The sequence below is a fragment of the Hydrogenophaga sp. genome, assembly GCF_011772445.1.
Taxonomy (GTDB): Bacteria; Pseudomonadota; Gammaproteobacteria; order Burkholderiales; family Burkholderiaceae_C; genus Hydrogenophaga.
The window spans coordinates 45,577-67,709 of record NZ_WVZN01000011.1; the positions used below are offsets into that span (position 1 = coordinate 45,577).

Consider the following 22,133-nt stretch of genomic DNA (forward strand, 5'->3'; position numbering starts at 1 on the left):
CAGGCCGCGCGCGCAGAATGTGTATACAGATTCCGTGTGCAAAAGGCCGTGCGGTGTCCGCCCCGCCGCACCGCCGCCCCGCGCGTGCGGCGCTTTGGCACTGGCACCGATGTTGCTAACCGTTCCTCACCGCGCCCACCCCCGGGGGGCGCGCCACCACAACGACGACCACCGCCCAGCCTTGGAGAAACCATGAACAAACGCCGCTTCCTCCAGACCACCGCCGCCCTGGCCCTGGCCACCAGCTTCGTGGGCGCCGCGCACGCGCAAACCCCCATCAAGTTCCAGCTCGACTGGCGCTTCGAAGGCCCCGCCGCCCTGTTCCTGCAACCCGCCGCCAAGGGCTACTTCAAGCAGGCCGGGCTGGACGTCACCATCGACGCCGGCAACGGCTCGGGCGGCACCGTCACGCGCGTGGCCTCGGGCACCTACGACATGGGCTTCGCCGACCTGGCCGCGCTGATGGAATTCCACGCCAACAACCCCGACGCGCCGAACAAGCCCGTCGCGGTGATGATGGTCTACAACAACACGCCGGCCGCCGTGCTCGCGCTCAAGAAGAGCGGCATCACCAAGCCCAAGGACCTGGAAGGCAAGAAGCTCGGCGCCCCCGTGTTCGACGCCGGCCGCAAGGGCTTCCCCGTCTTCCAGAAGGCCAATGGCATCAACAGCGTGGCCTGGACGTCCATGGACCCGCCGCTGCGCGAGACCATGCTGGTGCGCGGCGACATCGACGCCATCACCGGCTTCTCCTTCACCTCGCTGCTCAACCTCGAGGCGCGCGGCGTGAAGACGGAAGACGTGGTCATCCTGCCCTACGCCGACCACGGCGTGAAGCTCTACGGCAACGTCATCGTCGCCTCGCCCAAGCTCATCGCCGAGAATCCCGCCGCGGTGAAGTCCTTCCTGACCGCCTTCGCCAAGGGCGCCAAGGAAGTCATGGCCAACCCGGCCGGCGCCATCGACACCGTGAAGGCGCGCGACGGCATCATCAACGTGCCCCTGGAAACGCGCCGCCTGGCCCTGGCCATCGACGCCGTCGTCGCCAGCCCCGACGCGCGCAAGGAAGGCTTCGGCCAGGTCGTGCCGGGCCGCCTGGCCCTGATGGCCTCGCAGGTGTCCGACGCCTACGGCACCAAGACGCGTGTCGACCCGGCCAAGATCTGGAACGGCTCCATGCTGCCGACCAAGGCCGAGCTCGACATCCTGCCGCCGGCCAAGAAGTAAACCCCCCGCTCAGCGCAGGGCCAGCCTCCACCGCGCGGCTGGCCTTTTTTTCGAAGAAAGCCGCCCATGTCGACCACCGCCCCAGCGAGCGACGCCCCCTTCGTCGATTTCGACCAGGTCTGGCTCGCCTACAACGAGGACCTGCTCGCCAAGAACGTCTTCGCCGTCGAGGACATCAACCTCAAGGTGAAACAGGGCGAGTTCATCGCCATCGTCGGCCCCTCGGGTTGTGGCAAGTCCACCTTCATGAAGCTCACCACGGGCCTGAAGATGCCCAGCATGGGCAAGATCCGCATCGACGGTCAACCCGTCACCGGCCCGCTCAAGATCTCGGGCATGGCCTTCCAGGCGCCTTCGCTGCTGCCCTGGCGCACCACGCTCGACAACGTGCTGCTGCCGCTGGAGATCGTCGAGCCCTTTCGTCACCAGTTCAAGGACCGCCGCAAGGAGTTCGAAGAACGCGCGCTCAAGCTGCTGGAAAGCGTGGGCCTGGGCGGCATGGGCAAGAAATTTCCCTGGGAACTCTCCGGCGGCATGCAGCAGCGCGCCAGCATCTGCCGCGCGCTCATCCACGAACCGAAGATGCTGCTGCTCGACGAGCCTTTCGGCGCGCTCGATGCCTTCACCCGCGAAGAACTGTGGTGCACCCTGCGCGACCTGTGGGAAGCGCAGCGCTTCAACGTCATCCTCGTCACGCACGACCTGCGCGAATCGGTCTTCCTGGCCGACACCGTGTACTGCATGAGCAAGAGCCCGGGCCGCTTCGTCGTCAAGCGCGAGATCGAGATTCCGCGCACGCGCGAACTCGACGTGACCTACACCAAGGATTTCACCGACATCGTCCATGAGCTTCGTGGGCACATCGGTGCATTGAGGGTCCCCCCCCGCGCCGGCCTGTCGGCCGTCTCCCCCCCGGGGGGGCAACACCAGCGGCCCGGCGAAGCCGGTTCCGCGGTGTTCCCCCAATAAGGCACGCGCTCCGGAAGGTTTCATATGACGAGCAAACAACGCAAGAACATCGAGCGCTTCTCTCCGCTGCTGCTGCTGATCGCGATCATCGTGGTCTGGGAAGTGATCACCGCCGGCTTCGGCGTCTCCGAGTTCATCTTCCCCAGCCCCTCGCGCATCTGGGAACAGACGCTGGAGCACAAGGTCACCATCCTCGGTCATGCCTGGCGCACCTACTGGGTCACCATGGCCGGCTTCGGCCTGGCCATCGTGGTGGGCGTGCTGCTGGGCTTCCTCATCGGCAGCTCGCGCCTGGCCTATGCGGCGGTCTATCCGCTCATGACGGCCTTCAACGCCCTGCCCAAGGCGGCCTTCGTGCCCATTCTGGTGGTGTGGTTCGGCATCGGTGTCGGCCCGGCCATCCTCACGGCCTTCCTCATCAGCTTCTTCCCCATCATGGTCAACATCGCCACCGGCCTGGCCACGCTGGAGCCCGAGCTGGAAGACGTGCTGCGCGTGCTGGGTGCCAAGCGCTGGGACGTGCTCACCAAGGTCGGCCTGCCGCGCTCCCTGCCCTATTTCTTCGGCTCGCTCAAGGTCGCCATCACGCTGGCCTTCGTGGGCACCACGGTGTCGGAGATGACGGCCTCCAACGAAGGCATCGGCTACCTGCTCATNNCTCGTCCATGCAGATGGGCCTGGCCTTCAGCGGCCTGCTGGTGGTGGGGGTGATGGCCATGGCCATGTACGAGCTGTTCAGTTTCGTGGAGAAGCACACGACCGGCTGGGCGCATCGCGGATCGCAGAACACGTGATGAATGGCCTGACCGACGAGCAGCTTGCGCGCCACCTTCGCCGCGCGAACGAGGTGGCGCGGCGCGCCGCCGGCATGGGCCGCCACCCCTTCGGCGCCCTGCTGGTGGCGCCCGACGGCGAGACCGTGCTCGCCGAGCAGGGCAACATCGACACCGTGAACCACGCCGAGTCCACGCTGGCGCGCCACGCGGCCAGCGCCTGGCCGGGCGCCTACCTGCGCGACTGCACGCTGGTGACCACGTTCGAACCCTGCGCCATGTGCGCGGGCACCATCTACTGGGCCGGCATCGGGCGGGTGGTGTATGGGGCGAGCGAGGAGGCGCTGCTCGCGCTCACGGGGGACCATGAAGAAAACCCCACGCTCTCGCTACCGTGTCGAGAGGTGTTCGCGCGCGGGCAGCGGGCGGTGGCGGTGATGGGGCCGGTGGCGGCACTGGTGGAGGAGATGGTGGCGCCACATCGGGGGTTCTGGGCGACGCGATGAGGTGTGGAACCGGCGGGTGCGGCCGGTGCCCAAGAGCCTGCCCACCCCTGCTGCTGTGGCAGCGCCCGTGCCTCAAGCCATGTCGCCCAACACCAAGCTTCCCTTCGCCCTTCATGCCATGAAACGCGTCTGGCTCAGCAACGAGCGCCGCGATGAACCGAGCGAAAAGCGCCTGCGCGCACACCCTTCAAGCACCTCCGACGCCGCTGACCGCCACACCCCGCCCCTGCGACCGCACAGCGCCAATCTGCAACTGCCGCAGGACGTCGTCCACCACATTGGCTCGGCGCTGCTGCCGCCCTTCACGCCGGCCGACGCCAGCCTCGACCTCCACCCCTGGGCCAAACGGGTCATTGCGCAAGCGCGCGACGGCGTCCACGCGAGCCAGGTCTGCCAAGCGTGGCAGACCGGCATGCGCCACGCAATGAATGAGTTGCTGACCATCGTCGCCCGCGCCTGGCTCGCGACAGGCCAACCACAGGCCTGGAGGCATTCCTGCATTGCCTCGGAGCCGGTGATTCTCGTTCCTTCTCCACCCACACTGTTCACCGAAATACCCAACTTCCGCCAACTTGCCCAACGCGCGGAGGCGCTTCTGCTCAGGACCGCCGGTAGCGCGAAAACATGGATGGGCATCCTGAATGCGCTTCTCGAGCAGAGCGAGGTCATGGCGCAATCCGAAGAAATGCCCCGATCGCAGATCGGGCGGCTGCGCGAACTGCCGCGGACCCTGCTGGCGGTGCTCTATCCCCGTGGCCTGCTGGACGATCCCGCGCTGTTCCAGCAACTGACGCTCAGCCTGCTGTCGCGATGGAAGACGCTCGATCCGGCGCTGCGCTTGCCATTGCTGCGAGACATTCAAGCCGTGGCACGTCCACGCTACGAGACGGAATTTCCGGAACTCGTCGAGCAGATCGAGAGATCACTCAACGAGGAACTCCAGAGGGCGCACGTCCCATACCCTTACGGATGGCTCGCGAATGCGCTCGATGGAGCCAACGTCAACAACAAACGGGCCTACATCGAGGCGTTTACCAGCGCACCCATGGGACCGTACTGCATTCAACAGTTGGGCTGGATTGCCCACCACTGGACCGAGCCCGAGCTTCGCGCGCTCATTGTCGAATCCTTCAGCGAGCTGCTGTCCGATGCCGTGAAGGGGGTACCGCCGGATGCCGCATTTCCCGCGCCTTTCCTGCTGGATCTGGCGCCTCCCGATGTGCTCCAGGACGCGTTCAAACACCTGGACGGCGAGGACCAGGCCACGCTGCTGAAACTCCAGCAACCCACGCTTGTCACCAATCAGCTTGTGCTGGACTTCCTGGCAGACCCAGACGTCGAGCGGTCGCTGAAGTCGGAGTTGATGAACTGGTTGCTCCCGCCGCCCCAGTGAGCCGTTCGAGGGCAGCCCCTCACCGACGCACCTCCACCTCCCTCGCCTGCGGCAGCCTCCGCATCAACTGCCGCCCGACCAAAATCCCCGGCTAATCCAAGTCCATCGAGCCCTACTTCTTCGGCTCGCCCAAGGTCGCCATTACCCTGGCTTTCGTGGGCACCACGGTGTCGGAGATGACGGCCTCCAACGAAGGCATCGGCTACCTGCTCATCTCCGCCGGCTCGTCCATGCAGATGGGCCTGGCCTTCAGCGGCCTGCTGGTGGTGGGCGTGATGGCCATGGCCATGTACGAGCTGTTCAGCTTCGTGGAGAAGCACACGACCGGCTGGGCGCATCGCGGATCGCAAGCATGACACCCCCTGCGCGCCTGACGGCGCTTCCCCCTGAAAGGGGGACGACACCAGAGGCCCGGCCAAGCCGGTTCCTCGGTGTCCCTGGCGCAGCTTCCCGCCTGGCCCGCACGACGTCATGAACCCCGAGCAAATTCAACGCCACCTGCGCCGCGCGAACGAGGTGGCGCGCCGTGCCGCCGGCATGGGCCGCCACCCCTTCGGCGCCCTGCTGGTGGCGCCCGATGGCGAGACCGTGCTGGCCGAGCAAGGCAACATCGACACGGTGAACCACGCCGAGTCCACGCTGGCGCGCCACGCCGCCACCACCTGGCCGGGCGCCTACCTGCGCGACTGCACGCTGGTGACCACGTTCGAATCCTGCGCCATGTGCGCGAGCACCATCTACTGGGCCGGCATCGGGCGGGTGGTGTATGGGGCGAGCGAAGAGGCCCTGCTCGCGCTCACGGGCGACCATGAAGAAAACCCCACGCTCTCGCTACCGTGTCGAGAGGTGTTCGCGCGCGGGCAACGGGCGGTGGAGGTGGTGGGGCCGGTGGAGGCGCTGGTGACGAGATGGTGGCGCCACATCGGGGGTTCTGGGCGGCGCGTTGAATGTGGCGAGCGCGCAAGGGCCGCATGCCCCGGAAACGCCGAGCGAATGGAACAACCTGGGAACCGACTTCGGTGCCCGTGGCCACTCAGCCCCGGATGCCTGCCCCCGGCGCAGGCCGAAACCGAAAGCCCCATCCCCATGAAGCGCGCCAGCACTGTTCAATCCCCTCTTTTCACTTCCGCGAACCGATGGTCGCTGGAAGAGCCGCCCAAACGCCGCGGCGTCGCGGCAGACACGCATGCGTCGCATGACCCGACGCCGACCTCGGAATCCGCGCCGGTCATCCCCGCATCGCCGCACGAACCACCACCCCTTGCCTCTGCGCAGTCACGAGAACCCCAACAGCCCACGCTCAATGCCTGGGCCAGCATGCCGGAGCAGGTCTGGAACAACCAACTCGTGATGGCTCTGATCGATGCAAAGCCACTTACATGGGGAGATCACCACAAGCCGGTCATCGCCCCGTACGGGGCAATACCAACTCCGCTCGACACCAGCGAAACACCTCAGCTGTTTCAGAAGCTGGGCCACTTGACGAACATCGCCGCGCGCATCGAAAGCGTTCTGCTCTCGGCTGCGTCAGATCCGATGCGCTTCGCGAGAACCCTCGCTAGCCTCGTGGAGCCGGCCGTGGAACTGATCGGCAATTCCCAAGTGGATGCTCCGCAAGCCGGCCGCTTGCGTCGATTGCTCATGACCGCTACGGCCATCGCCTACCAGCAGGGACTCACCCACGACCTCCCGCTCATGAAGACCCTCGCTGCGCTTTGCGCCAGGCACAAGGGCCTGCTCTGGCAAGACGACTACTGGGTCCTGCTGAGCCATCTGGAAACCGCGCTGCAAAACCACGGTGAAGAACAGGGCCGGCTGCTCGCGTCCCTCCGCCAGGCGCGCGAAGCCTTGGAAACGAGTGAGGCCGTCACTGATTTCATCCCGCGCGACCCGCGGACCATGACCAACGCCACCTTGCAGGAAAAGAAGGTCTGCATCGAGGCGCTCGTCAACCAAGAGCCGCCCTTCGGTCCGCTCTTCATCGCCCAGCTCTCCTGGAGCGCCCAGCACTGGCTCGAGCCCGAACTGAGCCACCACATCGTTGACGGCATCGCGGCTTGGCTGCTCGAGGCCTCGAAAGGTGTCCAGGGGAATGGCCCCTTCCAGGGTGCCTTCCTGTTCGAGCTGCTGCCCGACGACGTGTTGCACCGCGCCTTCTACCTGGTGGGCGGCCCCGACAACGGCAAGCTCCTTCAGGTCAGACCGCTGACCCCCAAATGCCGGGCGCTGCTGGATCACTACCTCCAGAACCAGGACGTCCCTGAAACGGACCGCCATCGCCTGCGGCAATGGCATGGCTTGCAATGAGCCGCTGAGCGCCTGCACCGGCTGGCGCCCAAGCCAAGCCTCACCGATGCACCTCCGATTCGCCCGCGGCGGACAGCATCGCCATCAAGCGCCGCCTGATCAGGATCCCCGGCCGGTCCGAATCCATCGAGTACTCCACCCCACGCCGGCGCAGGTCCACCACCGCGTCGGCGTCGGTGCTCTCCAGAATGTCCTTGTCCTCGCGCGTGATCTCCGCATCGAAGTCGATCAGCATCTGCGCGGGGCAATCGGCTTCCGTGTCGTTGCGGAACAGCCATTGGCACAACTGGATGCGTCCATCGTCGATCGGCGTGAAGCAGTTGATGATGACGTGGCGCACGCCGCTGGGGTACTCGATGTCGAGGCGGCGTGAGAAGGGCTGCATGTAGGCGTTGCGCATGTGGCGCTGCGTGATCGCATCGTCCACACCGCTGATGCGGCGGAAGCGCTCGGGGTTGGCGGCGTCGATCACGGACTCCGCGTAGAAGCCCTGTTCGTTTTCGATGATCTCGTACTTGCTGGGCCTGGGCTGCGCCGCCACACCGAAAGTGGCGCGGTGCACGAAGCTGAAGTGCGAGTTGTCGAACGAGTTCTCCAGCGCGCGCACCGGGCTGGTTTGCCAGGTCTCGTAGAACTGGAAGATGGTGCGCCAACCCGGTGCACCGAACTCCGGTATGTCAGGGATGTCTGCCTCGGGCGCTTCCAACGCCACCCAGGCGTAGCCATGGCGCGCCACGCAACGGTAGGCGGGCGTGCCGTAGTCCCTGGGGATCTCGCGCTCGGCGCCGTACTGCGGGATCTCGATCACGCGTCCCTCGCGGTTGTAGACCCAGCCGTGGTAGCCGCACTGGATGTTGCCGTTCTTGCACCAGCCCTTGCTGAGCTTCGCGGTGCGGTGGCAGCAGCGGTCCTTCAGCGCGGCGGGCTCGCCGTGTTCGTCGAGAAAGAGAACGATGTTCTCGCCGAGCAGCGTGAAGGGTTTGGGTCCGTCCTGCAGTTCCGTCAGCGGCATGACGGCGTGCCAGTGGCGGCGAAAGACGGCTTGTTGGGTGACGAGCATGGAAGCACTCCTGGGGAAACGGCTTGGGCCTGAACGTGGGGGCTCAAGAGCAATTTCCTGCCCGCGCGGCGCGGGCTGAACGCTTCTACTCTGAGCCCGGACTGTAGCAAGACACAGGCCACTGCGGGCGCGACACAGGCGCACCGCGGCGGTGCGCCAAACGGCGCCATGGGCTGGCACGGCTCGTGCAAGCCCGTGCGGCAGGAGTAGAAGCGTTCAGCGGGTCGCCCCACACACCCGCCCGGAAATTGCTCTGTCGCCCCCGCTGCGCGTGCAACGGGGTTGCCAACAGCTTTGCCGGAGAACCACCATGCAGCGCCGCCGCTTCCTCGTCCAATCCCTCGCCTCCACCGCCGCGCTTGCCGCGCCCGCCGTGTGGGCACAGGGCGCCCCGAAACCCACCCCGATCAAGTTCACGCTGGACTTCCGCGTCACCGGCCAGACCTCGCCTTTCTTCCTCGCGCAGCAGCGCGGCTACTACGCGGCCGAAGGCCTGGACGTGAGCATCGACGTGGGCTCGGGCTCGGTCGCCTCGATCACGCGGATCGTCAGCGGCGCGTACCAGATGGGCCTGGGCGACATCAGCTCGCTCATCGAGTTCCAGGCCGCCAACGGCGGCACGCCCGCGGTGCAGGCCGTGTACCAGTACTACAACCGCGCGCCCTTCGCCATCATCGGCCGCAAGGACCGCGGCGTCACCAGCGACTTCAGGAGCTTGCAGGGCAAGAAGGTCGCGGCGGCGGCCGTCGAGTCCACGCGCCGGGCCTGGCCCATGGTGGCGCGCCAGTTGCGCGTGGGAGAGGACTTCTTCCAGTGGTCCACCACGGACTTCTCCGCGCGCGACAACGTGATGGTGCGCGGCGACGTCGACGCCGCCACCTACTTCCACGACTCCGCCGTCTCGCTGTTCGCGCGCTTGAAACCCGAGGAGCTGTCGGTGCTGAAGTACACCGACGCGGGCGTGAATCTGTACGGCAACGCCATCCTGGCCAGCAACGCCATGATCACGCAAAACCCTGCCGCGGTGAGCGCCTTCCTGCGCGCCACCAACCGCGCCATCCAGGAAAGCTTCGCCGACCCGGTGGCCGCCATCGCGGCCACCAAGGCGCGCGAGCCCATCCTCAACGAAGCGGTGGAACTGGAGCGCTGGCGCATCACCCGCGAGTACGTGGCCGCCGCCGACACACGCGGCCACGGCCTGGGCGACGTGCTCAAGCGCACGCTGGAGCGGCAGGTCGACGAAGTCAGCGAGGTCTTCAAGCTCAAGATGCGCCCCAGCGTGGAAGGCATCTTCCACCGTGGCTTCCTGCCGCCGCTCGACGCGCGGGTGATCAAGGCATGAGTGCGGTGCTTCTGGATGAGGTCGCGCTCGACGAACGCGACGGACGCTACCTGCGCCAGGCCATCGCCTGGTCGCGCGTGGCGCGCGACCGCGGCAACCGGCCCTTTGGCGCCGTCGTCATCGCCGACGACGGCCGCGTGCTGGCCGAGGCGTACTGCAACACCACGGAGACCGGCGACTGCACCGGGCACGCCGAAACCAACGCCGTGCGCCAGCTCGGCCAGCGGGTCGACCGCGACACGCTCGCGCGCGCCACGCTCTACTCATCGGCCGAGCCCTGCGTCATGTGCGCGGGCGCCATCTTCTGGAGCGCGATCGGCCGCGTGGTCTACGGCATCGACGCCGTGCGCCTGCGCGTGTTCCGCGGCGAGCGGGCCGAGCAGCGCGACGCCGAGCTGTCCTGCCGCGACGTCTTCGCCGCCTCCCCGCACGCCATCGATTGCATCGGGCCCGCGCTGATCGACGAATCCAGCGCAGTGCACCAAGGCTTCTGGAAAGCCTGACGCCGGGCCGGCGGCCGCGCAGCGGGCCCCTACACTCGCCGCATGCCCTGGCACGCCCACCTCGACCTGAGCTACCGCCGCGACCGCGAGCGCACCACACTGCAGCACCGCCACGACGGCCCGCTGCGCATCCTCAAGAGCCTGTACCCCGAAGGCGAAGGCATCTGCCACAACGTGGTCGTGCACCCGCCGGGTGGTCTGGTCGGTGGTGACACGCTCGACATCCGCGTGCGGGCCGAGCCCGGCGCGCATGCCCTCATCAGCACGCCCGGTGCCACGCGCTTCTACCGCAGCGACGGCCCCGAGGCCGCGCAGCGCGTGCACCTGAGCGTGGCCGAGGGCGCGCGTCTGGAGTGGCTGCCGCTGGAGGCCATCGCCTACCCGGACTGCCAGGCGCGCAACGCGCTGACGATGGACATCGAACCCGGCGGCGAATGCCTGGGCTGGGACGTCTGCGCCCTGGGCCTGCCGGCGGCCGGCCAGGCCTTCACCCAGGGCCGCCTGCTGCAGGAGATGCAGTGGCCTGGCGTGTGGCTGGAACGCGCGCTCATCGACGCGGGCGACACGCGCCTGCTCGACAGCCCCCTGGGCCTCGCGGGGCAACGGGCCCTGGGCACGCTGTGGCTCGCGCGCGGCACGGCGTGGCCCGACGCGCGGCGCGAGGCCTTGCTCGACGCCGCGCGCGCCGCGCTGGCCGAAGCCGCTTCGGGCGTGCACGCGGGCGCCACCAGCCCCGATCCGCGCCTGCTCGTGGTGCGTGCCCTCGCACCGCAAGTGGAGCCGCTCATGGCCACGCTGCAACGCGTGTGGGCGTCGCTGCGCGTGCAAGCCTGGGCGCTCGGCGGCACCGCGCCGCGCATCTGGCGCGTCTGACGCGTCCCACGCGCCCCGGCCGCGGGCTCCCACCGGACGGAACCGCCCAATGCCCGGGCGCACTCAGCTGCGCCCTGCCCGGACGCGCCACCGCTCTGGCGTTCACCTCCGTCACGAGCCAGATGATCCCCCCTTCCGCCAAGAAACGCTCTCCATCCTCGTCCGTCGCGACGTGGCCTGGCACGCTGCCAAAAGACCGGCCCGCTTCGGAGCAGTCCCCCGTCTCGAACCTTGCGCAGGCCATGGAGAGCCTCTCGCTCGACACAGCGCTTGACACACCACTCAATCGGCTCAAGCACGACCTGGACCTCGTCAAGACGTCCTCGAAGAACGAGCGGGAACTCGTGGACGGTCTTCTTCTGAGACTGCCGAACATCAAGACATTCGAGCAGTTCCTGCTGTTTGCAGAAACGGTTCTCGAATTCAAGTCCCTGCCCGGCATCGACCGGGTCGCCTACCAGCTCATCGTCCTGGCCGACAACGAGCCGTACAAGCACAAACATTCCCAGGAGCTGATCGACTGCCTCACCCGTCCCATCGCGGAGCAGTATCCCGATCCCTATCCCGTCGACGACTTCCTGAAAGCGCACGAGGGCACCGGTGCATCTCGTGTTCTGGAACTGGTGAAGCCGCACAAGGCCTGGGGGGCAACCACCATAGGCAGATCCCGATGCGGCTATGTGCCGCCGGGCCTCGTCAATGGCCTCAGGCAACTGCTGCCCCGGCTCTGCGCCCCCGAGCTGGTGGACCTGTTGAACGAGCTGCGCGGGTGGCTCCACGTCAGCGACAAGACAAGCGAGCTGTTCGCGGCGACCCTGGCGCGCGCCATCGAACTCGTCGACAAAGGGACCCATGACGAACATCGGCAGGAGCGCATCGAGCAGGTCCTCGCCCGCCTGTGCCCGGCGCCCACGGCGAAGCGTCACGCGATCATCCAGGAACCCGAGTTCCCCGGCATCCAGGAAGCGCTCGAGCGGCTGACGCAACAGCTTCACGCCGAGCTGCTGGTCATCCAGCAGGAAACGGGCCCCCGGACAGCGAAGACCCTGGCCGCGACCACGCTCTTTTTCTCCGGAGTCCTCGCACTGCTTCCGTACGTCCGGAACGTCGCGGACCTGTGGCTGCTGGAACTCGCCGCCCAGACGGCGCCCGCAGAAGCCGCGATCCTTGCAACGAACTACCTGCACGCCCTGAACCGGCAGAAGCTGGAGTGGGCCCTGGGTCTTCCCACCGCCGTCAGCGAGTGGTACCCCAAGGTGGACGAAGCGACGAACGTTCTGCTCCTGTTGCTGGTGACACCCAAGGCCTCTCTGCCACAGTTCGCGCAGAGCGCGCAGCGCCCGGACATACAAACCCTGGATGGCCTGCGGACGGCGCTGGACAACATCAGCCTCGACAAGCCATTGCCGAACGATCAGGTTCTGCTGAGCGCGTTGAACGAAAGGGTGCACGAGGTCCTGCAGGTGTGCTGCAGCGACGACCAGGCCCACGCCCTCGTCCTGGCGATGATCGCCGCCCTGAAGGAACAATCTTCGGAGCGCGTGGAGCGGCTGCGCAGCCTGGTACTCGGTCAGCTCGGCCTGGCGCAAGCCGCCCCACCACGGACCGCCGTCACACCAACACCGCGCACCGAGTCGCCGGACAAGGTGGCGCAGGGAATGCCCAGCGAACACGCCATCCAACTTGGCCCTGGACCCTCACAGAGTGCCCCGACCAACGCGCCTCGCGAGGTGCTCGTGTCGCCCTTCATCGCGGCGGTGGAGCTGGCGATTGCCAAGTACAGTCTGGCCTTGCAATCCCAGGGGCATCGGCCGGGCAACAAGCACCACAACGAATTCAACGAGAAGCTGGTGAAACTGGTCCAGACCATCTCGACGCAACGGGACGTGGCGGAGTTGCGCCGGGCCATGAAATGGCTTCCCTCGCACTGGTCACACGGTCGGGTGATCGACCAGCTCCTCCTGCGGTACCGGCTTGCATGCCGGCAGCACGGGCTGCAGCCTCAGGCATTCGACGCCAAGCGGCCGCACCAGGACGAGGTGATGACGTACCTGGAATCCGTGCTCCCGCCAGGCTGAGGAAGCATGCACCGGGCGGATCTGAGCCCGCCCACCCCCGCTTTTCCCCGCATCGCCCCCGGCGCGGCACCGGCACAATGCCCACACGGCCCATTGCGGGCCGTGCCCCTTCATGCACCTCGCCGACAACCCCCTGCACGCCGCCGCCGCCCTCGTCATCGAAGGCAACGCGCAGTCGCGCGCGATCATCGTGTCGCAACTGCGCGACCTGGGCGTGGGCAACGTGGCCCAGTGCGCGCGCGTGCACGACGCCCGCCGCCGGCTGGAGGCCCAGCACTACGACGTGGTCGTCTGCGAACAAAGCTTCGACAAGGAAAGCTACTCCGGCCAGGAACTGCTGGACGACCTGCGCCGCCACCAGATCCTGCCCTTTCACACGGTGTTCGTGATGCTCACCGCCGAGGCCACCTACAGCAAGGTGGCCGAAGCGGCCGAATCCGCGCTCGACGCCTACCTGCTCAAGCCGCACACCGCCGCCAGCCTGGGCGAGCGCATCCAGCTCGCGCGCCAGCGAAAGCGGGTGCTGCACGCCATCTTCAGCGCCATCGACGCGCAGGACTTCGACCACGCCACCGCCCTGTGCCTGGCGCGCTTCGAGACGAAGCAGGACTACTGGCTGTACGCCGCGCGCATCGGCGCCGAGCTGCTGCTGCGCGCCGGCCACATCGGCGAGGCGCAGCGCCTGTACGAAGCGGTGATCGAGGCCAAGACCCTGCCCTGGGCACGCCTGGGCGTGGCGCGGGCGCAGCTCGAATCGGGCGTGCCGGCGAAAGCCGTCACCACCATCGAAAGCCTGCTGGCCGACGACGACGGCTACGCCGACGCCTACGACGTGATGGGCCGCGCGCAGTTCGAGCTGGGCCAGTTCGACCAGGCCCTGGCCACCTACGCCATGGCCACGCGGCTCACGCCGCACTCGGTGAGCCGCCTGCTCAAGCACGGCATGCTGGCCTTCTACGGCGGTGACCGCGGCGAGGGCGTGGCCCTGCTGGACCGCGCCGCGCGCCTGGGCGTGGACTCCAAGCTGTTCGACCCGCAGGCCCTGGTGCTGCTGGCGCTCGCGCGCTTCGACAACAACGACACCCGCGGCCTGCAACGTTGCGTGGACCACCTCGCCCGCATCGCCGAGCGCAGCTTCGAGCCCGAACGCCCGCGCCGCCTGCACGAAGTGGCTGGTGCCATCAACAACCTGCACAACAAGGTGACTGCGGCGGCGCAGGACACCACGGCGCGGCTCATGCGCGAGGTGCTCACGCCCGGCTTCGACACCGAGAGCGCGTGCAACCTCGTCACGCTGATGGTGCGCCTGGCGCAGCGCGGCGCGACACCACCCGACGCCGACACCGCCATCAGCGCCATCGCCCTGCGCTTCGGCACCAGCCGCGCCATGAGCGAGCTGCTGGCTTGCGCCGCCAAGGGCCAGGACACCTGGGCCGAGGCCCTGCGCACCGGCCATGCGCGCGTGTTGAATCTGTCCGAACAGGCCATGCGCCTGAGCCTCAAGGGCGACCCGACGGGCACGGTGGAGCAGTTGCTTGTCGACGCCGAGCGCACGCGCAACGCCAAGCTCATCGAATCGGCGCACCAGGTGCTGCAACGGCACGCCGAGCGCATCGCCGCGCGCGAAGCCCTGCAACAGCGCGTGGACGCCATGCGCCACACCTACCGCGCGCGCCCGTTGCGCCTGGGTGACCACGCGGGCGTGACGCCGGGTGGGGTGGCGCTGCCAGCGGGGTATCGGGCGCCGGAGCGCGTGGGACTGTTGGACGCGCGACCGGTGGACTGACCCGGTGGGGAACTCCGCGGGAGGCGTGGTGACTGAGGCCCTCCCCTCCGGAGCCACCATGAACCGCACGAGCCCCATATCCCGATTCCCATCCTTCGCCTTCAACGACTTGCATGCGGACGCCCAGGCGCAGGTCATCGAGCACGCTGCGTCGGATCCCTCCAGAGCCATCACCGTCGAAGACGCCTGGACCATCGCGCGCTTCAATGCCGGCCTTTGCACCGTCAGCAAGCAATTTCAGGAACGTATCCAAGCCTACGTTCACCTGTCCTGCTTCTACACGCTTGCGCTCATCGACCGCGAAAAGCCGACGTCGATCAGAAGCTTCTCGGTGAAGAAGGATCTGATCAACACAGACCCTCGGATCCTGTATCGGCGCCTGGAGAAAATGCCGGACCGCACATGGTCATTGACGCCCGTGCAACGGCTTCAGGTGTGGTTGGATGCGCACATGGGCATTGCCACGCGAGAAGACTTCGACACTTGTCTCGGTGCATTGATGGGCCTGGTGGCAACCGCGATCGCAACGCCCACGGCGCAATTGCCGTATCGCACCATCCCGACCCTGATGGCGATGTTTCTATGCCGGTCCTTGACGAACCCGCAGGAGGGCAACGCCTGGCACTTGAGCGCGGTGCATCGGCTCATGGGTGCGTTGCGCGAGGTCCACAACGAGAGCATTGTCGTTCCGGCGCTGCTCCAGATCGTGGTGATCACGATGGTCTACCAACACAGGGGCCATCCGTTCATCAGGGCTTTCGTGGGCAATAGCCAAGTGACACTCACCACCCAACTGGTCCTCGATGAATTGCGCAGGCACCTTGACTTCCGCAATGACAGCGAGGACAGCCTGCGAGCCGTGGCCGCCGTGCTCGCGGCCACGCCCCAGGCCCCGGTGGACGCGAACACCATCAACGCCGCCTTGAACTGCCTGGAAACGCTCGACCTTCCTCTGATCGGTGTCTGGGCCGCGACGCTGATCAAGCTGGAGCAACTGGAACTGCCGAGCGAGTCCCGGCAACGCCTTGACCGATGCGTTCAAAAGGCCGAGCAGAACGGCTGGGCACCGGGCTCAGCACCGCCTGGCCATCTGCTGCTCACGCGGGTCTGATCCGCGCGGCTGGCCATCGCTCACCGCTCCGAGAACAGTCCCACCACCCCCTCCCGAAACCACCGGTGCGCCGGGTTGGCCTCGAAGCGGTGGCTCCAGTGCAGTGAGACGCTGAAGTTCGCGCCTTCGAATGAAGGCTCCAGCACCGCGCAGCCACCCGCCTGCACCATGCCGCGCGCGATGTTGCGCGGCATCACACCGCACAGGTCGGTGGCCTGCACGATGGAGGGCAGCACCATGAAGTGCTCGGTGGTCAGGCGCAGCCGCTCCTGCAGGCCGGTGCGCTGCAGGATGCGCAGCGTGTCGGCGTGCGCGCGCACGGCCACGAAGTCCAGTTGCTGCAGGGCACGAAGTTGCGCCGCGCCACGCAGCGACTGCAGGCGCTGCCGCATGGGGTGGCCGCTGCGCAGCAGCACCACGTAGCGGTCGCGCAGCAGTTCCACGCGGCGCGTCTCGCGCACCTGCGACAGGAAGCCGAAGGCGAAGTCGATCGCACCCGCGTCCAGCGAATCGGCGAGCATCGCCTGCGGCACGGGCTGCGTGGCCACGCGCACGCCCGGCGCCTGCGCGTGCAGCCAGGCCATCAGCTCGGGCAGGAAGCGGCCCTCGCCGATGTCGCTCATGTGCAGGCGGAACAGGTGGCGCGAGGTGGACGGATCGAACACGCTGGTGCGCCCGAGCGCGCCTTCGAGCGCGTCCAGCGCGTCCTGCACCGCCTCGGCCAGGGCCACGGCGCGCGGCGTGGGCCGCACGCCGCCGTGGGCGCGCATGAACAGCGGGTCTTTCACCAGCAGCCGCAGGCGCGTGAGGCCGTGGCTCACCGCCGGCTGGGTGAGCCCCAGGCGCTCGGCCGCACGGCTCACGCTGCCCGCGCGGTACACCTCGGCGAACAGCCGCAGCAGGTTCAGGTCCAGGTCCTTGACATGCATGGAAATAATGAGACTTAGTGGCCTCATTGTATGGATCGATGGACTGGCAGCGCCCATACTCCGCCGGTTCCCCACGACACACCCACGGAGACAGGGCTTTGGAAGTTTCATTCGGCGAGGAGATCCAGTCCCTTCAGCTCGGCGCTGGCCAGACTTTCCATGGCGAGGGCATCCTCGCCATCACCAAGGGCCTGCTGCAGTCGGGCGTTTCCTACGTGGGGGGCTATCAGGGCGCGCCGGTCTCGCACCTGCTGGACGTGATGGTGCAGGCCAAGCCCTACCTCGACACCCTGGGCGTGCACGTGGAGGCCTGCTCCAACGAGGCCTCGGCCGCGGCCATGCTGGGCGCCTCCATCCACTACCCCGTGCGCGGCGCCGTCACCTGGAAGTCCATCGTCGGCACCAACGTGGCGGCCGACGCGCTGTCCAACCTCGCCTCGCCCGGCGTCACGGGCGGCGTGCTGATCGTGGTGGGCGAGGACTACGGCGAAGGCGCCAGCGTGATCCAGGAACGCACGCACGCCTACGCGCTCAAGAGCGGCATGCTCCTGCTCGACCCGCGGCCCGATCTGGCGCGCATGGTGCACATGGTCGAGCACGGCTTTCGCCTCTCCGAGGCTTCGAACATGCCGGCCATCATGGAGCTGCGCATCCGCGCCTGCCACGTGCGCGGCAGCTTCGACACCAAGGACAACGTCGCGCCAGCCATCTCCACGCGCCAGTTGATCCAGGAGCCCGCCGGCTTCGACTACATGCGCCTGGCGCACCCGCCCGTGACCTTCCGCCACGAGAAGCTCAAGGGCGAGCAGCGTGTCCCCGCCGCGCGCCGCTACATCGCCGAGCACGCCCTGAACGAGCTGTTCGACGGTGAGCACCAGGACCTCGGCCTCATCGTGCAGGGCGGCCTCTACAACACCCTCATCCGGTCGCTGCAGCAGTTCGGTCTGGCCGACGCCTTCGGCGAATCCAGGATCCCGATGCTGGTGCTCAACGTGACGAGCCCGCTGGTGCCCGAGCAGCTCGAGCGCTTCTGCGAGGGCAAGCGCGCCGTGCTGATGATCGAGGAAGGCCAGCCCGAGTACATCGAGCAGGAACTCGCCACGCTGCTGCGCCGCGCCGGCATCGCCACCCCGCTGCACGGCAAGGACCTGCTGCCCAGCGCCGGCGAGTACACGGCCGAGGTGATGTCGCAGGGCCTGGCGGGCTTCGTCGAGAAGTACCTGGCCGTCGATGCCGCTGCGTTGGCGTCGGCCCGCGCCTGGCTGCAGGGCAATGCGCAGCGCCGCGCCGACGTGGCCAAGGCCGTGGGCGGTGCCTTGCCCGCGCGCCCGCCCGGCATGTGCATCGGCTGCCCCGAGCGGCCGGTGTTCTCCGCCCTCAAGCTCGCGCAGCAGGACGTGGGCCCGGTGCACATCGCGGGCGACATCGGCTGCCACGCGCTCGCCACCTTCGAACCCTTCTCCTTCGGCCACTCCATCCTGGGCTACGGCATGAGCCTGGCCAGCCGCGCGGGCGTGTCACCGCTGATGCGCCGGCGCGTGCTCTCGGTGATGGGCGACGGTGGCTTCTGGCACAACGGCCTGCTCACGGGCGTGCAGAGCGCGCTCTTCAACGGCGACGACGCGGTGCTGCTCATCTTCAAGAACGGCTACACCTCGGCCACCGGCACGCAGGACATCATCTCCACACCCGACGAGCTGGTGAAGGACCTGGCCGAGAACAAGGCGCAGAGTCTGGTGCACGCCAACCAGACGATCGAGAGCACGCTCAAGGGCCTGGGCGTCGCCTGGCTGCGCACGGTGCACACCTACGAGGTGGAGCAGGTGCGCGCCACGCTCACCGAGGCCTTCACCACCGACTTCCAGGGCCTCAAGGTCATCGTGGCCGAGGGCGAATGCCAGCTCGAACGCCAGCGCCGCATCAAGCCCTGGATCGCCGGCCTGCTGAAGAAAGGCAAACGCGTGGTGCGCGTGAAGTACGGTGTGGACGAAGACGTGTGCAACGGCGACCACGCCTGCATCCGCCTCTCGGGCTGCCCCACGCTCACGCTCAAGGACAACCCCGACCCGCTGAAGGTCGACCCGGTGGCCACCGTCATCGACGGCTGCGTGGGCTGCGGCCTGTGCGGCGCCAACGCGCACGCGGCCACGCTGTGCCCCTCCTTCTACCGCGCCGAGGTGGTGCAGAACCCGCGCTGGCACGAGCGGCTGCTCGATGCCGTGCGGGCGCCCTTCGTCCGCTTCCTCCAGGCCGCATGACCATGTACCCCCACGCTCCTCACTTCGTGTATTCGCTGCCCCCCGAGGGGGCGCAGGCCTCCCTTGGGGCGGCCCGGCGGGAGGCCTGACCATGTCCACGCAACCCATCTCCCTGCTGCTCTGCGCCCTCGGCGGTGAAGGCGGCGGCACGCTCACCGACTGGCTGGTGGACACGGCGCGCCACGCGGGCTATCCGGCCCAGGCCACCAGCATTCCCGGCGTGGCCCAGCGCACCGGCGCCACCACCTACTACCTCGAGTTCTTCCCCGTGCCGCTGGCCGAGCTGGGCGCCCGACGCCCGGTGTTCGGCCTGAACCCGTTGCCGGGCCGGCTCGATGCCCTGGTGTCTTCCGAATTGCTGGAAACCGGCCGCCAGATCGGCAACGGCCTGGCGTCCAGCGAGCACACGCTGGTGATCACCTCGTCCTCGCGCGCGCTCACCACGGCCGAGAAGATGGTGCTGGGCGATGGCCGCCGCGACGAGGCGCCGCTGCTGGCGCTGGTGCGCGAGCACAGCCGCGCGCACCACGTGCTGGACATGGCCGCGCTCACGCGCGAAGCGGGCACCGTGGTCAGCGCGGTCATGCTCGGCGCCATCGCCGCCAGTGGCCTGCTGCCCTTCAGCCGCACCGACTACGAGGCCGTGGTGGGCGGCGCGGGCGGCCACGCCAGGGCCAGCCTGCGCGGCTTCGCGCTCGCCTTCGACGCGGTGAGCGCGCAGCGCGAGCAGGCGCGCTGGGTCGAGCAAGTGATGAACGACGACAGCGACGAGGCACCAGCGGCCGCCGTGGCCACGCCCGCCGCCCTGCTGGCGCCCTTCCCCGCCGCGCTTCACGACATCCTGGCCCTGGGCCACGCGCGCACTTGCGAGTACCAGGACGCCGCCTACGGCCAGCGCTACCTCGACCGGATGCAGCGCGTGCTGGCGGCCGAACGCGCGGGCGATCCGGCCGGCGCGCAGGGCTTCGCCGCCAGCCGCGAGGCCGCGCGCTGGCTCGCGCTGTGGATGGCCTTCGACGACATCGTGCGCGTGGCCGAGCTCAAGGCGCGCGCCAGCCGCGCCGCGCGCGTGCGCCGCGAGGTGAAGGCCACGGACGGCGACCTGCTGCGCGTCTACGACCATTTCAAGCCCGGTGCGCCCGAGTTCGCGGCCTTGTTGCCCGAATCGCTGGCGCGCCGCGTGCTGGCCTGGGACCAGCGCCGCGTGCAAGCTGGCAAGGCGCCGTGGGCGCTGCCGCTGAAGGTGTCCAGCCACGGGGTGTTCGGCCTGATCGCCTTGCGCACACTGGCCGCGACCAGGCGCCTGCGCCCCCTCGGCAGCCGCTTCGCCACGGAACAGGCGCTCATCGAGCGCTGGCTGGCCGCCGTGGAGCGCGGCGCCGGTGCCGACGCGCGGCTGGGCCTGGAGCTCGCGCGCTGCGGCCGCCTCATCAAGGGCTACGGCAGCACCAACGAGCGCGGCAAGGACAACCTGCTGCACATCGTGGACCATCTGGCGCATCCGGCCGACCCCGCGAAGCCCGGCGCGGCCGAGGCCGAGGCCGAGGCCGTGGCCCAGGCCCGCGAGGCCGCGCTGGCCGACGAGGCCGGCACCGCGCTGGACCGCGCACTGCTGCAACATGGCGCGCCCGCGCGGCCCTTGAAGCCGCAGCCCATCCGCTGGCACCACAATCCGCGCCTGAAGAAGCAGGCCAGCTGAGTTCCCGTCCCATCGACAACACACCACAAGGAGACACCGCATGAAATCCCTGCTCACCGCCACCGCCCTCGCCGCGGCCACGCTGCTGGCCACCCCCGCCGCGCTCGCGCAGGCCTGGCCCGACAAGCCGGTCAAGGTGGTGGTGGGCTTCGCGCCCGGCGGCGCGGCCGACCAGATCGCGCGCCTGGTCTCCACGCCCCTGGCCGATGCCCTGGGCCAGACCGTGGTGGTGGAGAACCGCCCCGGCGCCAACGGCAACGTGGCGGGCGACGCGGTGGCCAAGTCGCCGGCCGATGGCTACACCCTGCTCTTGTCCTCCGGCGGCATGGTGTCGGTGAACCCGCACCTCTATTCGAAGATGAGCTTCGACCCCACGAAAGACCTGGTGCCCGTGGCCTCGGCCGCGCGCATCGCGGTGTATCTGATGGCGCGCAATGAGCTGAAGGCCAACAACATCCAGGAATTCATCGCCCTGGTGAAGTCGCAGCCCGGCAAGCTCAGCTACGGCTCGCCGGGCAACGGCAGCTCGCCGCACCTGGCCGGCGAGATGTTCAAGAGCCAGGCCGGTCTGTTCGCCGTGCACGTGCCCTACCGCGGCGCGGCGCCCGCGCTCAACGACCTGCTGGGCAACCAGATCGACTACCTCTTCGATCCCGGCATCGGCCTGCAGCACGCCAGGAGCGGGCGCCTGAAGCTGCTGGCCGTGGGCAGCAGCAAGCGATCGCCGCTGTTCCCCAACGTGCCCACGCTGGACGAAGCCGGCCTCAAGGGATTCGACGCCGACACCGTGTTCGGCTTCTACGCGCCCGCCGGCACGCCGCCGGCCGTCATCACGCGCCTGAACACCGAGATCAACAAGATCCTGGCCACGCCGGCCGTGCGCGAGCGCATGGTGAACCTGGGCGGCGAGGCCCTGCCGCTGTCGCCGGCCGAGTTCGGCAAGCGCGGCATGGACGACTCCAAACGCTTCGGCGCGGTGATCCGCGAGCGCAAGATCACGGCGGACTGAACGAGCGGGGCCGCGTCAACGGCCCCTCACCCAGCGGCCTCAGGCCATCACCACGGCGATGAACGCCAGCATGAACATCTGCAGCGCCGCCATCAGCGGCAGCACCAGGGGCATGATGGGCGTCACCTCGTCCATGATGTCCTGCGCGAACTCGTCGGTGAACTCCTTGAGCTCGGGGTCGGAATAGTCCTTGGGGTGCTCGGCCAGGGCCTGGTCGGGCGGCGGGTACTTGTGCGTCATGGCAGGGCCCTCACGAAAAAGGTGATTGGGCATTCCGCGCGGCAAGCGGCGTTCCTGCATGAACCAGGGG

Annotated in this window: 16 protein-coding genes and 4 pseudogenes; 17 read left to right on the forward strand and 3 right to left on the reverse strand. The window is 68.2% G+C overall.

Annotated elements, in window-relative coordinates; all coding sequences use genetic code 11:
- Positions 1-345: 345 nt before the first annotated feature.
- The 8 genes and pseudogenes from GTO19_RS04810 to GTO19_RS04845 all read left to right on the forward strand — a co-directional run.
- Positions 346-1,227, forward strand: a pseudogene (locus GTO19_RS04810) (ABC transporter substrate-binding protein); the annotation flags it as partial.
- A 66-nt stretch (positions 1,228-1,293) separates the two neighbouring features.
- On the forward strand, positions 1,294-2,196 hold the full coding sequence (locus tag GTO19_RS04815) for an ABC transporter ATP-binding protein (RefSeq protein WP_291022330.1): 903 nt from the start codon (positions 1,294-1,296) through the stop codon (positions 2,194-2,196).
- Between the two features lie 24 nt (positions 2,197-2,220).
- Positions 2,221-2,990, forward strand: a pseudogene (locus tag GTO19_RS04820) (ABC transporter permease).
- A complete protein-coding gene (locus GTO19_RS04825; RefSeq protein WP_291022332.1) occupies positions 2,990-3,475 on the forward strand; it encodes a nucleoside deaminase in 486 nt (161 codons plus the stop codon). Before GTO19_RS04820 ends, GTO19_RS04825 begins: the two are co-directional and overlap by 1 nt.
- Before the next feature lie 79 nt (positions 3,476-3,554).
- The gene (locus GTO19_RS04830; RefSeq protein ID WP_291022334.1) at positions 3,555-4,868 is read left to right on the forward strand and encodes a hypothetical protein; all 1,314 of its coding nucleotides are present in this window, start codon (positions 3,555-3,557) and stop codon (positions 4,866-4,868) included.
- Positions 4,869-4,966: 98 nt separating this feature from the next.
- Positions 4,967-5,224: pseudogene (locus GTO19_RS04835) on the forward strand (ABC transporter permease); the annotation flags it as partial.
- A 115-nt stretch (positions 5,225-5,339) separates the two neighbouring features.
- Positions 5,340-5,815, forward strand: a pseudogene (locus GTO19_RS04840) (nucleoside deaminase).
- 139 nt (positions 5,816-5,954) lie between these two features.
- Positions 5,955-7,175: a hypothetical protein gene (locus tag GTO19_RS04845; RefSeq protein WP_291022336.1), complete on the forward strand. Its 1,221-nt coding sequence runs from the start codon at positions 5,955-5,957 to the stop codon at positions 7,173-7,175.
- A 40-nt stretch (positions 7,176-7,215) separates the two neighbouring features.
- Here GTO19_RS04845 and GTO19_RS04850 read toward each other — a convergent pair whose 3' ends face one another.
- The gene (locus tag GTO19_RS04850) at positions 7,216-8,235 is read right to left on the reverse strand and encodes a Rieske 2Fe-2S domain-containing protein (protein WP_291022338.1); all 1,020 of its coding nucleotides are present in this window, start codon (positions 8,233-8,235) and stop codon (positions 7,216-7,218) included.
- A 310-nt stretch (positions 8,236-8,545) separates the two neighbouring features.
- Here GTO19_RS04850 and GTO19_RS04855 point away from each other — a divergent pair, with 310 nt between their 5' ends.
- From GTO19_RS04855 to GTO19_RS04880, 6 genes are all read left to right on the forward strand, one after another.
- Complete coding sequence (locus GTO19_RS04855) at positions 8,546-9,577, forward strand: ABC transporter substrate-binding protein (RefSeq protein ID WP_291022340.1); 1,032 nt, start codon at positions 8,546-8,548, stop codon at positions 9,575-9,577.
- Positions 9,574-10,080 carry a nucleoside deaminase gene (locus GTO19_RS04860; RefSeq protein WP_291022342.1) on the forward strand — a complete coding sequence of 169 codons (507 nt, stop codon included), beginning with the start codon at positions 9,574-9,576 and terminating at the stop codon, positions 10,078-10,080. The genes GTO19_RS04855 and GTO19_RS04860 overlap by 4 nt, the downstream gene beginning before the upstream one ends.
- Positions 10,081-10,122: 42 nt before the next feature.
- Positions 10,123-10,953 carry an urease accessory protein UreD gene (locus GTO19_RS04865; protein WP_291022344.1) on the forward strand — a complete coding sequence of 277 codons (831 nt, stop codon included), beginning with the start codon at positions 10,123-10,125 and terminating at the stop codon, positions 10,951-10,953.
- Between the two features lie 242 nt (positions 10,954-11,195).
- Complete coding sequence (locus GTO19_RS04870) at positions 11,196-13,031, forward strand: hypothetical protein (RefSeq protein WP_291022346.1); 1,836 nt, start codon at positions 11,196-11,198, stop codon at positions 13,029-13,031.
- 112 nt (positions 13,032-13,143) lie between these two features.
- Positions 13,144-14,817: a response regulator gene (locus GTO19_RS04875; RefSeq protein ID WP_291022348.1), complete on the forward strand. Its 1,674-nt coding sequence runs from the start codon at positions 13,144-13,146 to the stop codon at positions 14,815-14,817.
- A 58-nt stretch (positions 14,818-14,875) separates the two neighbouring features.
- Complete coding sequence (locus GTO19_RS04880; protein ID WP_291022349.1) at positions 14,876-15,928, forward strand: hypothetical protein; 1,053 nt, start codon at positions 14,876-14,878, stop codon at positions 15,926-15,928.
- 20 nt (positions 15,929-15,948) lie between these two features.
- Here the strand turns inward: GTO19_RS04880 and GTO19_RS04885 are convergent, their stop codons facing one another.
- Positions 15,949-16,857, reverse strand: coding sequence for a LysR family transcriptional regulator (locus GTO19_RS04885; protein WP_291022351.1), 909 nt, complete (start codon positions 16,855-16,857; stop codon positions 15,949-15,951).
- Between the two features lie 98 nt (positions 16,858-16,955).
- Between GTO19_RS04885 and GTO19_RS04890 the strand changes: the two genes are divergently transcribed.
- The 3 genes from GTO19_RS04890 to GTO19_RS04900 all read left to right on the forward strand — a co-directional run bounded on the left by GTO19_RS04890 (position 16,956) and on the right by GTO19_RS04900 (position 21,823).
- On the forward strand, positions 16,956-19,115 hold the full coding sequence (locus GTO19_RS04890) for an indolepyruvate ferredoxin oxidoreductase subunit alpha (RefSeq protein WP_291022353.1): 2,160 nt from the start codon (positions 16,956-16,958) through the stop codon (positions 19,113-19,115).
- Positions 19,116-19,206: 91 nt separating this feature from the next.
- Complete coding sequence (locus tag GTO19_RS04895; RefSeq protein WP_291022355.1) at positions 19,207-20,814, forward strand: indolepyruvate oxidoreductase subunit beta family protein; 1,608 nt, start codon at positions 19,207-19,209, stop codon at positions 20,812-20,814.
- Between the two features lie 40 nt (positions 20,815-20,854).
- Entirely contained in the window at positions 20,855-21,823 is a 969-nt protein-coding gene (locus tag GTO19_RS04900; RefSeq protein WP_291022357.1) for a tripartite tricarboxylate transporter substrate binding protein, read from the forward strand.
- A gap of 39 nt (positions 21,824-21,862) precedes the next feature.
- On the opposite strand, the gene GTO19_RS04905 is transcribed toward GTO19_RS04900, so the two are convergent.
- Positions 21,863-22,063, reverse strand: a complete 201-nt coding sequence (locus GTO19_RS04905) for a hypothetical protein (RefSeq protein WP_291022664.1) — start codon at positions 22,061-22,063, stop codon at positions 21,863-21,865.
- Positions 22,064-22,133: the final 70 nt, after the last annotated feature.

Coding starts and splice junctions, on each gene's coding strand:
- GTO19_RS04855 (WP_291022340.1), top strand. CDS start 8,546: ATGCAGCGCCGCCGCTTCCTCGTCCAATCCCTCGCCTCCACCGCCGCG.
- GTO19_RS04815 (WP_291022330.1), top strand. CDS start 1,294: ATGTCGACCACCGCCCCAGCGAGCGACGCCCCCTTCGTCGATTTCGAC.
- GTO19_RS04885 (WP_291022351.1), bottom strand. CDS start 16,857: ATGCATGTCAAGGACCTGGACCTGAACCTGCTGCGGCTGTTCGCCGAG.
- GTO19_RS04860 (WP_291022342.1), top strand. CDS start 9,574: ATGAGTGCGGTGCTTCTGGATGAGGTCGCGCTCGACGAACGCGACGGA.
- GTO19_RS04850 (WP_291022338.1), bottom strand. CDS start 8,235: ATGCTCGTCACCCAACAAGCCGTCTTTCGCCGCCACTGGCACGCCGTC.
- GTO19_RS04830 (WP_291022334.1), top strand. CDS start 3,555: ATGTCGCCCAACACCAAGCTTCCCTTCGCCCTTCATGCCATGAAACGC.
- GTO19_RS04875 (WP_291022348.1), top strand. CDS start 13,144: ATGCACCTCGCCGACAACCCCCTGCACGCCGCCGCCGCCCTCGTCATC.
- GTO19_RS04880 (WP_291022349.1), top strand. CDS start 14,876: ATGAACCGCACGAGCCCCATATCCCGATTCCCATCCTTCGCCTTCAAC.
- GTO19_RS04905 (WP_291022664.1), bottom strand. CDS start 22,063: ATGACGCACAAGTACCCGCCGCCCGACCAGGCCCTGGCCGAGCACCCC.
- GTO19_RS04845 (WP_291022336.1), top strand. CDS start 5,955: ATGAAGCGCGCCAGCACTGTTCAATCCCCTCTTTTCACTTCCGCGAAC.
- GTO19_RS04870 (WP_291022346.1), top strand. CDS start 11,196: ATGGAGAGCCTCTCGCTCGACACAGCGCTTGACACACCACTCAATCGG.
- GTO19_RS04895 (WP_291022355.1), top strand. CDS start 19,207: ATGTCCACGCAACCCATCTCCCTGCTGCTCTGCGCCCTCGGCGGTGAA.
- GTO19_RS04825 (WP_291022332.1), top strand. CDS start 2,990: ATGAATGGCCTGACCGACGAGCAGCTTGCGCGCCACCTTCGCCGCGCG.
- GTO19_RS04865 (WP_291022344.1), top strand. CDS start 10,123: ATGCCCTGGCACGCCCACCTCGACCTGAGCTACCGCCGCGACCGCGAG.
- GTO19_RS04900 (WP_291022357.1), top strand. CDS start 20,855: ATGAAATCCCTGCTCACCGCCACCGCCCTCGCCGCGGCCACGCTGCTG.